Source organism: Pseudonocardia sp. McavD-2-B (assembly GCF_024124365.1).
GTDB classification, from domain to species: domain Bacteria; phylum Actinomycetota; class Actinomycetes; order Mycobacteriales; family Pseudonocardiaceae; genus Pseudonocardia; species Pseudonocardia alni.
Genome location: NZ_JAMXSG010000189.1, coordinates 1 through 11,408, shown reverse-complemented (window position 1 = coordinate 11,408; position 11,408 = coordinate 1). Strand labels below are relative to the sequence as shown.

At 75.9% G+C, this 11,408-nt stretch carries 13 protein-coding genes and 1 pseudogene; 7 read left to right on the top strand and 7 right to left on the bottom strand.

Going from position 1 to position 11,408, the window contains the following annotated elements; translation table 11 throughout:
• Positions 1–120 precede the first annotated feature (120 nt).
• Positions 121–1,431 (top strand): patatin-like phospholipase family protein, encoded by a 1,311-nt coding sequence (locus NH602_RS21485; protein WP_253068738.1) that lies wholly within the window; start codon positions 121–123, stop codon positions 1,429–1,431.
• A 14-nt stretch (positions 1,432–1,445) separates the two neighbouring features.
• Here the strand turns inward: NH602_RS21485 and NH602_RS21480 are convergent, their stop codons facing one another.
• From NH602_RS21480 to NH602_RS21470, 3 genes are all read right to left on the bottom strand, one after another.
• Positions 1,446–1,730 carry a YggT family protein gene (locus NH602_RS21480; RefSeq protein ID WP_062402520.1) on the bottom strand — a complete coding sequence of 95 codons (285 nt, stop codon included), beginning with the start codon at positions 1,728–1,730 and terminating at the stop codon, positions 1,446–1,448.
• A 69-nt stretch (positions 1,731–1,799) separates the two neighbouring features.
• Positions 1,800–2,261: a D-aminoacyl-tRNA deacylase gene (gene dtd / locus NH602_RS21475; protein ID WP_253068737.1), complete on the bottom strand. Its 462-nt coding sequence runs from the start codon at positions 2,259–2,261 to the stop codon at positions 1,800–1,802.
• A complete protein-coding gene (locus NH602_RS21470) occupies positions 2,258–3,817 on the bottom strand; it encodes a methyltransferase (RefSeq protein ID WP_073577050.1) in 1,560 nt (519 codons plus the stop codon). The genes dtd and NH602_RS21470 overlap by 4 nt, the downstream gene beginning before the upstream one ends.
• 31 nt (positions 3,818–3,848) lie before the next feature.
• Between NH602_RS21470 and NH602_RS21465 the strand changes: the two genes are divergently transcribed.
• From NH602_RS21465 to NH602_RS21455, 3 genes are read left to right on the top strand one after another with little or no spacing between them, the layout of a single operon-like run.
• Positions 3,849–4,439 (top strand): HhH-GPD-type base excision DNA repair protein, encoded by a 591-nt coding sequence (locus NH602_RS21465; protein ID WP_179760274.1) that lies wholly within the window; start codon positions 3,849–3,851, stop codon positions 4,437–4,439.
• A 27-nt stretch (positions 4,440–4,466) separates the two neighbouring features.
• Entirely contained in the window at positions 4,467–4,874 is a 408-nt protein-coding gene (locus tag NH602_RS21460; protein ID WP_062402532.1) for a helix-turn-helix transcriptional regulator, read from the top strand.
• Positions 4,871–6,061: an AMP nucleosidase gene (locus tag NH602_RS21455; protein ID WP_253068736.1), complete on the top strand. Its 1,191-nt coding sequence runs from the start codon at positions 4,871–4,873 to the stop codon at positions 6,059–6,061. The genes NH602_RS21460 and NH602_RS21455 overlap by 4 nt, the downstream gene beginning before the upstream one ends.
• 24 nt (positions 6,062–6,085) lie before the next feature.
• On the opposite strand, the gene NH602_RS21450 is transcribed toward NH602_RS21455, so the two are convergent.
• The gene (locus NH602_RS21450; protein ID WP_253068735.1) at positions 6,086–7,825 is read right to left on the bottom strand and encodes a GNAT family N-acetyltransferase; all 1,740 of its coding nucleotides are present in this window, start codon (positions 7,823–7,825) and stop codon (positions 6,086–6,088) included.
• Between the two features lie 40 nt (positions 7,826–7,865).
• Between NH602_RS21450 and NH602_RS21445 the strand changes: the two genes are divergently transcribed.
• The 3 genes from NH602_RS21445 to NH602_RS21435 are packed head-to-tail and all read left to right on the top strand — an operon-like array spanning position 7,866 to position 9,437.
• Complete coding sequence (locus NH602_RS21445; RefSeq protein WP_073577048.1) at positions 7,866–8,765, top strand: alpha/beta fold hydrolase; 900 nt, start codon at positions 7,866–7,868, stop codon at positions 8,763–8,765.
• On the top strand, positions 8,758–9,156 hold the full coding sequence (locus NH602_RS21440; protein ID WP_073577047.1) for a DUF3099 domain-containing protein: 399 nt from the start codon (positions 8,758–8,760) through the stop codon (positions 9,154–9,156). Before NH602_RS21445 ends, NH602_RS21440 begins: the two co-directional genes overlap by 8 nt.
• Positions 9,157–9,182: 26 nt before the next feature.
• Positions 9,183–9,437, top strand: coding sequence for a DUF3039 domain-containing protein (locus NH602_RS21435; protein WP_073577143.1), 255 nt, complete (start codon positions 9,183–9,185; stop codon positions 9,435–9,437).
• Positions 9,438–9,443: 6 nt separating this feature from the next.
• Here the strand turns inward: NH602_RS21435 and NH602_RS21430 are convergent, their stop codons facing one another.
• The 3 genes and pseudogenes from NH602_RS21430 to NH602_RS21420 all read right to left on the bottom strand — a co-directional run.
• On the bottom strand, positions 9,444–10,004 hold the full coding sequence (locus tag NH602_RS21430) for an N-acetyltransferase (protein WP_179760271.1): 561 nt from the start codon (positions 10,002–10,004) through the stop codon (positions 9,444–9,446).
• A gap of 57 nt (positions 10,005–10,061) precedes the next feature.
• Complete coding sequence (locus NH602_RS21425) at positions 10,062–10,907, bottom strand: alpha/beta fold hydrolase (protein ID WP_253068734.1); 846 nt, start codon at positions 10,905–10,907, stop codon at positions 10,062–10,064.
• Between the two features lie 76 nt (positions 10,908–10,983).
• Positions 10,984–11,408: pseudogene (locus tag NH602_RS21420) on the bottom strand (hypothetical protein); the annotation flags it as partial.

Genomic DNA, 11,408 nt, shown 5'->3' with positions numbered 1-11,408 from the left:
TGGGCCCCGCAGATCTCATGCTGGACCTCAACCGAGTCGAGCGAGCAGGGCGATGACCCAGCGGCACCTCGGGCGCATCGGCAACCCAATCACGATCACCGACACCCGGAGGGTGGACCAGTGAGCCCCCGCACCCTGCCCCGCCGCATCGCGATCGCCTGCCAGGGCGGGGGCAGCCACACCGCGTTCACCGCGGGCGTCCTGGCCCGGCTGCTGCGCTCGGACGCGCTCGGCTCCGCCGCGGACCCGGCCGAGGTCGTCGCGATCTCGGGCACCTCGGGCGGCGCGATCTGCGCACTCGTCGCCTGGGACCGGCTGCGCGACGGCCAGACCCCCGACCGGCGCGAGGCCGCGGCGACGGCACTGGAGGAGTTCTGGGCCGACAACGCCGCCCGCACCCCGCTGGAGCGCCTCACCAACCTGGGCGTGGTGACGGCGGGTGCGCTGCAGGGGCTGGGGCTCGTCCCGGCGGGCACCCCGTACCTGGTGCCGCGCCCGTTCGACGGCACCCGCCAGTTCCTCGACCTGGTCTCGCGGCACGTCGACTTCGCCGCCATCGGTCCGGACCCGGCAGGCACCGCGCCGCTGCTGCTGCTCGGCGCCGTCGACGTGCTGACGGGGGAGTTCCGGGCGTTCTCCAGCCGCACCGACACCCTGACCGCCGAGACCGTGCTCGCCTCGGCCGCGATCCCCACCCTGTTCCGCGCGGTGCACACCGCGGGCGGCGTCCACTGGGACGGGCTGTTCTCGCAGAACCCGCCCACCCGCGACCTGCTCGACACCGACCCCGACGAGCTGTGGGTCGTGCAGATCAACCCGTCGGAGATCGACGACGAGCCGCGCAGCCCGATCGAGATCGCCGACCGGCGCAACGCACTGGCCGGCAACCTGTCGCTCAATCAGGAGCTCGGGTTCATCGAGACGATCGACCGGCTGCTCGCCGACGGGAGCCTCGGCCCGGACTCGGGCTACCGGCAGGTGACCGTCCGGGTGCTGGAGATGCCGGCCGGCGCGGTGCGGTCCCGGCTGCTCGGTGCCGCCTCCAAGATCGACCGCGACGTCGCGTTCCTCGACCACCTGCAGCGCCGGGGCGCCGCCGCGGCCGACCGGTTCCTCGGCGCGCTGGCCTTCGAACGGGCGGTGCGCGACGGCGACCCGGTCGCGCTCGCGGCCGCCGTCACCCCGGACGCGACCCTGACCTCGGCCGCACCGTTCCGGGAGCGGCCGTCCCCGGTGCCGTTGCTCGCCCACCTCGGCGAGCTGCTCGACGGGGAGTTCACCGTCGACCCGACCCGCAAGCAGGTCGCCCGCGACACCGCGGAGTGGGCCGTGCGGGTGCACCGTGACGGCGGTGTCACCGACGGGCGGGCCGAGGCCGACCTCGACGACGACGGCCGGGTCGTCGCGCTGCGGCTCGGGCCACGCCCCTGACCCCGGGCCCGGGGTCAGAACGGGATCAGCGGCACCACGACCAGCCGCGCCAGCAGCACGGCCACGAACACGATCAGCACCGACAGGTCGAGCCCGACCGCGCCCATCCGGACCGGCTGGACGCGGCGGCGGATCGGGGCGACGACCGGCTCGGTCAGGCCGTGGGTGATGCGGCGGGCGGTGTCGAGCACGGCGCCGCCGCGCCCGGAGCCGAGCACGTCGATCCAGTCCACGACGACCCGGGCGACCAGCACGAGCTGGAACAGCCCCAACAACCAGGACAGCAGGTAGGCGACCATGTCTCCATCGTCCCCTTTCCGGCTGAGAGTCCGGTGAGAGACGGCTGAGACCGGGGACCGGTACCGGGCTCAGACCTCGACCAGGACCGTGAACGGGCCGTCGTTGACCGACTCCACGGCCATCTGCGCGCCGAACTCCCCGGTCCCGACGGTGGCGCCGCGCCCGCGCAGCGCGGCCACCACCGCGTCGACGACCGGCTCGGCGTCCTGCGGGCGGGCCGCCGCCGACCAGGACGGCCTGCGTCCCTTGCGGGTCCCGCCGTACAGGGTGAACTGGCTGACCACGAGCAGCGGGGCATCGGAGTCCGCGCACGAGCGCTCGTCGCGCAGGATGCGCAGCTCGTGCAGCTTGCGGGCCATCGTGTCGACCTTCCGCGCGGTCGCGGCGGGGTCGGTGCCGACGTCGTCGGCGTGCACGCCGAGCAGCACCAGCAGCCCGGGCCCGATCTCACCGGACACCCGCAGCGGTGTGCCGTCGGGCGCCTCGACCGTCACCGACGCCCGTCGTACGCGGGCGACGACGGCCCTCACCCGACCGGCCCCGACGGCGACGCGGCCGCGGTCCGCGCGGGCACCGGGTGCGGCCAGCCGTCGACCGGCTGGAGCAGGCCGTGCCGGACGAACTCCCGCACCGCGGGCAGCGTCGCCGCGACGAGCGCGTCGACCGGCAGGTCGTGGGCGTAGGACAGCAGCGCGAGCAGCTCGGACAGCGGCAGGTCGCCACGGCAGCCGGCCAGCAGCGCCGCGGCCGGGGCGTCGACGGGGTGTTCCCAGCCGGGGCCGCCCCAGCGGCGCACGGTCGTCGACAGCTCGGCCCAGCCGCCGTCCGGGTCGACCGACGAGGCCGACTCGAGCACCGTCTCCGGGGCGAGCAGCAGCCGTGCGCCGAGCAGGTCCTCGTCGCGGGTGTGGGCGCGCAGCCAGTCCACCCGGTCCAGCCAGCCGGTCATCTCCCGGCCCAGGCCCTCGCCCAGCTCGCCGGGCAGGTCCTCGACCACGACGGTCGGCTCGCCGTCGGTGCGGCGCAGCATGAGGAAGCCGAACCCGACCCCCTCCACCCGCTCGGCGGCCATCCAGTCCAGCCACGCCCCGGCCTGCTCGCGGGCCGCCCGGGAGGTCGGGACCAGCCCGGCGTCGCGCTGCCAGGTGCCGACGTGCAGGCCCGGATCGACGACCTCGCGCTGCAGGACCCAGGCGTCGACGCCGTCGGGCAGCCAGGACCGCACCCGGTCCGGCCAGTCCTCGCCGCGCACGTGCAGCCACGACCCCAGCAGCTGCGCGACCCCGCCCGGGTTGAGCAGGCCGGGCAGCTCACCCAGCAGTCCGGCCAGCGCGGAGTCCCCGGCCGCACCGGAGTCGCGGTAGACGTAGTCCACCCGCGGCGGGCCCGGCACGAACGGCGGGTTGGACACCACCTGGTCGAAGCGCTCCCCGGCCACCGGGGCGAACCACGGGCCCTCGCGCAGGTCGACCTCCACCCCGGACAGCCCCAGCGACAGCCGGGCCAGCGCCAGCGCGCGCGGCAGCACGTCGGTCGCGGTGACCCGCAGCGCGTGCCGGGAGCCGTGCAGCGCCTGCACCCCGCAGCCGGTGCCCAGGTCGAGCAGGGTGCCGACCGGGCGGCGGACGGTCGCCGCGGCCAGCGTCAGCGACGCCCCGCCGACGCCGGTGACGTGCTCGCGGTCCTGCCGCGCGGCCGGGGTGTCGATGTCGGACACCACCCACCAGTCGGTGCCCGGCTCGCCGTCGGCGCCGGGGCCCTCGCCGTAGGGGCGCACGTCCAGCGCGGCCCGGATGCCCTCCGGGGTGCGGCGCAGGATACGGCCCTCCAGCAGCGGGTCCAGGTCGCCGAGCGCCGCGGTCACCGCCGGCTCGGGCTCGGTGTCCTCCAGCAGGAACAGCCGCACCAGGGTGCCGAGCTCCCCGCCGTCGCGGCTGGCCCGGGCGGCGGGCTCCGGCTCGCCGCGGGTCAGCGCGTCGTGCGCGGAGCGGCCCAGCAGGGCGCGCACGCCGTCCGGGGTGTAGCCGGCGTCGAGCAGACAGCCGCGGACGCGTTCGATGTCACCGGCGTCGAGATGGGGGAGCACCCCCCCATTGTCGCGTGCCATCCTGTGCGGCATGAGCGGGATCTGCATCGCCCAGGAACCGGAGGCCGACGCGCTGCTGGAACGCGAGCCCCTCGCGCTGCTGATCGGCATGCTGCTCGACCAGCAGATCCAGATGGAGGTCGCGTTCCGCGGCCCGCTGAAGCTGCACGAGCGCCTCGGCGGGCTCGACGTGCGCGTCATCGCCGACCACGACCCCGAGGGTTTCGCGACGCTGGCGACCACCCCGCCCGCCATCCACCGCTACGGCGGCTCGATGGCCAGGCGGGTGCAGGAGATGTGCCGCGCGATCGTCGAGGACTGGGACGGGGACCCGGCCGCGATCTGGACCCGCGACGACCCCGACGGGCGCGAGGTGCTGCGCAGGCTCAAGGCGCTGCCCGGCTACGGCGAGCAGAAGGCGAAGATCTTCGTCGCGATCCTCGGCAAGCAGTACGGGGTCACCCCGGACGGCTGGCGGGAGGCCGCCGGGGACTACGGCGCCGACGGCACCCGGCTCTCCGCGGCCGACGTCGTCGACTCCCGGACCCTGCTCGAGGTGCGCGACACGAAGAAGGCGATCAAGGCGGCGGCGCGCGAGAAGAAGGCCGCTGCGGCGAAGTGATCCGCCGGCAGGGCTAGCATCACGGACGTGCACAAGGTTCCGGAGGCGCTCGCCGGCGCACGCGTGATCGACCCGGACCAGGTCTGCGACGCCGTCGCGGTGCTCGCCGACGCCACCAAGGTGGCCGAGGTCGCGACCGTCCTGGACGTCCTGGGCGAGGTCAACCGCCTGTCGCTGCTGCTCGCGCTGCAGCATGCCGGGGACCTCTGCGTCTCCGACCTCGCCGTCGCCGTCGGGATGAGCGACTCGGCCGTCTCGCACGCGCTGCGCCTGCTGCGCGCGCACGGCATGGTCACCGCCCACCGCGAGGGGCGGCTGGTCCGCTACCGGCTGACCGACGGGCTCGCCCGCCGCGTGCTGGAGATCGTGTCGGCGGTCGCCGTCGCCCCGGGCGCGCTGCACGCGCACGGCGCCGACGACGGGGACGCGTCGTGACGCCCGCGATGATCGAGCAGGTCCGCCCGCCGGTCCCGGCCGAGAAGCTCGACCACGAGATCGCCCGGCTGCTCGACGCCCTCCAGTCGGTCTACGACGACGGCTGGTACCCCGAACTCGAGGTCGTGCGCCCCTGGTCGACGCACAACCCACGCATCTCCGGGGAGTTCGCCCGGCCGTGCGCTATCCGCCGCTACCTGCACCGGGAGCTGCGCGGCCTGCTCGCCGCCGGGGCCACCGTCACCGCCCGCGCGGCCCGCCCGGCCCGGGCGTTCACCGACCCGGAGTTCTTCGCCGCGCTCGACGAGGACCGCTTCGACCTGCGGGTCAAGAAGCTGTTCCTGTTCGGCCCGGAGCGCATGGCGCTCTCGCTGGACCGCCTCTCGCACTACACCGGCACCCCCGCCGAGTCCTTCCAGCGGCACGTGCTGTTCACCAACTACGCGATGCACGTCGAGTCGTTCCTGGAGCGCTTCCCCGACGCCGAGCGGCCCGACCGCGCCGGCGTCCAGATGCCCGCCTACCACCACGCGGGCGCCGACGGCGACGGCGTGACCCTGGTGAACATCGGCGTGGGCCCGGCCAACGCCAAGACCGTCACCGACCACCTCGCCGTGCTCCGCCCGGACACCATGATCATGATCGGGCACTGCGGGGGCCTGCGGAACCGCCAGGAGCTGGGCGACTTCGTGCTGGCCACCGCCTACCAGCGGGCCGACCACGTGCTCGACGAGGTGCTCCCGGCCGACGTGCCGGTCATCCCGAGCATCCGGCTCAACGGCTACCTGATGGATGCGCTCGGCGCGGCCGAGGCGACCTGGCGGCCGGGGGTCGTGCACACCACCGACAACCGCAACTGGGAGTTCAACCAGGCCGCGACGCTGCACCGGATGCGGCTGGCCCGCGCCGTGGCGGTGGACATGGAGTCCGCGACGATCGCCGCCAACGGGTTCCGCTACCGGATCCCGAACGCGACGCTGCTGTGCGTGTCGGACAAGCCGCTGCACGCCGAGCCCAAGCTGGCCGGCGGCGCGCGGGCGTTCTACGAGGCGAGCAAGCGCAAGCACCTCGGGATCGCACTGGACGCGCTGGACCGGGTCCGCGACGAGCACCCCGACGGCCTGCCCGGCTCCGAGGTCCGCTCCGCCGACGAGCCGCTGCTCGGCAACGGGCCCGACGGCGCCTGACCGGCGGCCCGGGCACGGCGGGGGTCAGAGCGGCCGCGTGTACCCGGCCCGGTCGGGCTCGTAGCCCAGCCGCGCCAGGAACCGGTGCGGCCCGTCCCCGGCGGTGTCCCCGGCCCGCGCCAGGACGGCGCCGCGGGCCCGCCCGTGCTCGTGCGCCCACTCCACCAGCGCCGACCCGACCCCGCGCCGTCGCCACCCGACGGCGACCCGCAGCCCCTCGACCTGCAGCCGGGTCGCGCCGCGCAGGGCGGGCCCGGGCAGGATCGTGAGCTGCACGGTCGCGACCACCCGGCCGTCGCCGGCGCGGGCGACCGCGAGGAACCGGCCGGGGTCGCGGTCCAGGGCGTCGAAGGCCTCCTCGTAGGGCGCCAGGTCCGGGTCGTCGGCGTCGGCGTCCCCGGAACCCGACAGCAGCGCGACGACCGCCGCGAGGTCGGCCCGGGTGGCCCGGTCGACGACGAGCCGGTCCCCGGCCAGCACGACGTCCGCCCCCGCCGGGTGGGCGCTGGACCGGACGCCGTCGACGACCCGGTCCAGCCAGGCGCCGACGTTCTCCCGTGCCTCGTCGGTGTCGGGGTAACGGCAGCGCAGGTGCAGGCCCGCCTCGTCGAGGACGAACCACACCATCACGCCGTCGGCGTCGCCCGCCGAGCTGACGTACTGCGCGTCCAGCCCGGCGTGGTCGATGCGCACCGGCAGCCGTCGCAGGTCCAGCCAGGAGATCGCGAACATGCCGGGCGCCTCGGGCATCCCGCCCCACGGGGCCAGCACGTCGTCGAGCGGCCAGGAGCCGAGCCGCACGGCCTCGCGGACGGCGTCGGCGCAGGCCCGCGGATCCGGGTCGCGCGCGTCGATCACCGCGTTCGTGATGAACCAGCCGACCGAGCCGTGCCAGCGGTCGTCGTAGCGGCTGTGCACGGGGAACACCGCGCGCAGCGGGGCGTGCGCCAGCTCCCGGGTGGTGCGGGTCATGACCGAGGTGACCAGTGCCAGCGTCGAGACCCCGGACCCGCGCGCCCGGCGCTCGAACAGCGCGCAGTCGTCGACGCCGAGCACGTCACGCACCTCGACGCGCTCCGGGGGAGCGGGGGTGAGCTCGCCCAGCGGCAGCGGGAAGCGGGGCATCACGTCGCCGCCCGCGGCCAGGATCTCGGCCCAGCGCTGCCGGACCCCGTCGGGCGCCGGCTCCCGGCCGGCCAGGGCGGCGGTGTGCTCGGCGAAGGGGCGCACGGTGCCGGGCGGCAGCGTCCCGCCCAGGCCCTGCACGAGGTCGCGCAGGACCACCAGCAGCGACCACATGTCCACGTGGGCGTGGTCGGCGGCCACGACGAGCGTCGGCCGGTCCGCGGTGAGGATCACGCAGAGCCGGTGCGACGGCGCCGCGTAGGGGGTGCAGCGCTCGTCGAGCATCCGGCGGACGGCGTCGTCGACGGCCTGGCCGGGCGCGACCGGGTGGGTGACCCAGCGGCCGGGACGCAGGTCCACCTCGTGCAGCCGGGGGCCGTCCGGGCCGGGGGAGAACACCGTGCGCAGCGTCCCGTGCCGGCGCAGCACCGCCAGCCAGGCCCCGGCCAGCACGTCGAGGTCCACCGCGGGCAGCCGGCAGGTGATCGCCATCCACGAGCCCGGCCGGTCCCCGCGGCCGACATGGCGGCGCTGGTCGAACGAGACCGGGACCGGGTGCCCGGTCCGGCCGACGGCGACGTCGTAGCCGAGCAGCGTCCCGTAGGGCAGGCGCAGGTGCGTCACGCTCGTCAGCCGCATGGCCATAACCTAGGCCGACGAAGATCGGGAGGCGTAGCGCATGGCCACGTTCGGGATCGCCGGGGCGACACTGGACTTCGACGTCCGCGACACCTCCGGCGGTCCGGCGGTGGTGGCGCTGCACGGCCTCACCTCCAGCCGTCGCCGTGAGGCCCTGATGCGGCTCGACATCGCCTCCCGGGTCGAGGGCGTCCGGCTGCTGCGCTACGACGCGCGCGGCCACGGCCGCTCCGGTGGTACCACCGATCCCGCGGACTACCGGTGGCCCGCGCTGGCCCGGGACCTGCTGGGGCTGCTCGACCACGTCGTGCCGGGGGAGCGGGTGCACGGGGTCGGGCCGTCGATGGGCGCCGGGACGCTGCTGCACGCCGCGCTGGCCGACCCGGCCCGGTTCGCCAGCCTCACCCTGATGCTGCCGCCGACCGCCTGGGGAACCCGCCGCGCCCGGTCCCGCGACTACGAGCGGTCCGCGTCGGCCGTGGAGGCCGACGGTGTCGCGGCGCTCGACGCCGGTGCCGACGACGCGGACCTGCCCCCGGCCGCCCGGGGCCGCCCGCGGACCGGGCCCGACGTGCGCGCCGACCTGCTCCCGGCGATCCTGCGCGGCGCGGCCGCCACCGACCTCCCCGCACCGGAGGAGCTGGAGCGGATCACGGTGCCGGTGCAGGTACTGGCCTGGACCGGGGACCCGGGCCATCCGGAGTCCACCGCGCAGACCCTGCGGGAGCGGCTGCCCGCGGCCGCGCTGTCGATCGCGGCGACCCCGGACGACGTCGTCTGGTGGTCGCGGCTGCTCGCCGCGCGGCTGCGCCGCTGGGAGACGCTCGACCCCACCGTCGACGGCGGGCCCGCGGGTGTGCGCGAGGCGACCGGCGGGCGCCCGCGCGGGGATCGCGTAGGGGTGTCACCATGGAAAGGGAGGTGGTTCGACAGTGGCTGAGCGGCGACGCGTGGACCCCGTTCTCATCACGGACGCGCAGATGTCCTACGAAGAGGAACTGGAGATCCGCAAGCGGCGCTACAAGTGGACGATGGGCATGCGGATCCCGTGCATGATCCTCGCCGGCGTCTTCTACCAGATCCCCTGGGTCGCGGTGACCCTGCTCGCGATCTCGGTGCCGTTGCCGTGGATCGCCGTGCTGATCGCGAACGACCGGCTGCCGCGCAAGGCGGAGACGCCCAACCGGCACCGGCAGGACCACCGGGCGATCGAGGCCGGTCCGCGTCCGGTGATCGACCAGGGTGGCGACGATCCCGCCGGCCCCCGGCCCACCACCGACGACGAACAGCCCACCGGGACCACGGGAGGCGGCACCGCCTCCCCGCCCTGAGGTCGCTCTCGGGCATCATGGGCGCCATGTCCACGACGACGCTGCCCGAGGTCGACACCCGGCCGGAGACCACCGACAAGACCGGTGACGACCGGCCGGACATGTTCCACTACGTCAAGAAGGACCGGATCGCCGAGAGCGCGGTCCTGGGGAACATGGTCGTGGCGCTGTGCGGCGAGACCTTCCCGGTGACCAAGTCGCCCAAGCCGGGATCGCCGGTGTGCCCGCGGTGCAAGGAGATCTTCGAGGGGCTCCCCCCGGGTGGCGGCGACGGGGAGTAAGCCCCCTCAGCCCCGCGCGAGCAGCAGCCGCAGCGGGGTGGAGGACGGGTCGCCGGGCACCGTGCGCAGCACGGTCTCGGTGACCATCCCGGCCGACCGGTAGAGCGCCAGCGCCGCGACGTTGTCCGCGGCCACCTCGAGCCACAACCGCCCCGGGCCCGCCCACGGCGGCCAGCCGGGGGCGGCGTCCGTCGCTCCGGGCACCCCGGCGACGGCGAGGGCGGCACCGAGCAGGGCCCGCCCGGCCCCGGTGCCGCGCCGGTCGGGGTGGACCACGAGCCGGTGCAGCTCGACCCCCGGTTCCGGGCCGCGGGGTGCGGCCAGCACGATGTAGCCCGCCGGGCCGGGCTCGCCCGGGCGTTCCAGGAGCAGGTGCAGCCGCGCCGGGTCGGCCGCGGCGTCGTCGTGCCACTCCGGTCCGCAGGTGACGCCGATGCCCGGGGCGCCGTCGTCGAGCGCGGCCAGTGCGGCGGAGTCCGCCGGGCCGCGCCATGGGCGCAGGACGGCGCCCCGGGGCGGGCGTGCGGGCGTCGTGCGTTCACCGGTCGTCCGTGCGGGGGTCGCCACCCGGCCATCGTGCGTCCACCCGCGCGCTCCCGCTCGGCCGGGGCCGCGGTAGCGGGTTCAGGACCGCAGGAAGGCGTCGATCTCCGCGGCGAACGGCTCCGGGTCGAGCAGCAGCTCCAGGTGGCCGCCGGGGTAGCGGCTGATCCGGGAGCGGCGGATCCCGCGGTGCAGCATCGTGGCGTTGCCGCGCGGGACGATCGGGTCGTCGTCGCCGGCGATGATCAGGGTGTCCGCGGTGATCGCCGGCAGCAGCGGCAGGCTGGTCCAGCCCGAGAGCGCCATCAGCTGGTAGTAGTAGCCGCGCATCGGGCCGCGCCGGGCCCCCGCGCCGAGCGCCTCCGCGGCCCGTTCCGGGTGGTCGCGCAGCGAGCCGCCGTAGATGCGGGCGGCGACGGCGTCGACGTAGGACGGGTCCTGGTGACGCTTCGGCGAGGTCATGATCGCCATCACCCGCGGCGACGCCGGGATCATCAGCGCCCCCGGACCGGTCGCGGCCAGCACGAGCTTGCGCACCCGGCGGCGACGGCTGATCGCCAGCTGCTGGGCCAGCATCCCGCCCCAGGAGAACCCCAGGACGTCGGCCTCCCGCACGCCCAGCTTGGTCAGCACCTGCCCGAGCCGGTGCGCCATCCACGTCAGGTGGTACGGCATCCGCGGCACCGCCGACCCGCCGATGCCCGGCGGGTCGAACCGGATGACGTCGAGGTCCGCGGGCAGCGCCGCGACCAGCGGGTCGAGCACGTCGGTGGCGGCGCCGATGCCGTTGCACAACAGCAGCGGGGTGCGGCGGGGGCCCGGGCCGGAGGCGGGGCGACGCACGACGCGCAGGGCACGGCCGCCGACGAGCACGTCGTGCTCCTCGAGGCCCGCGCCGCCGACGGGCCGGGAGCTGGAAGTGGTCATCACGGCCGAGCCTAGGTGCCGCGGCCGGGCGGTGGGGTCCGGACAGCCCCGGGTGTGATGATCCCGGACCCCACCCTCAGACCGGGGCGGTCTCGCCCAGGTAGGTCCCCGGAGCCGGGAACACCGGGCGCAGGCGACGCCCGCCCAGCTCCGGGGGCGCGTCGCGCATCGTGCCGGAGCGTTCGACCAGCCAGGCGGCCAGGTCGTCCCACCAGGAGCCCTCCACGGCCTCGGCCCGGGCCCGCCAGCGCTGCGCCACGCCGTCGCCGGTGGAGCAGGGTGCCGCGCGGAACCCGGTCGCCACCGACGGCGGCGCGATCAGCGCGCCCGCCTGGTCGCCGGGGGCCAGGACGAGCCGGCAGGCTCCGCCGAGGCGCTGCGCGGTGCGGTACCCGCCCGTCCAGGGCTGCACCGGGTCGTCGTCGGCGGCGACGAGGTAGCTGTCGCGACGCAGCTCGGCGAACCGGACGGGGGTGCCGAGGACCCGCACGTCGGGCCGGT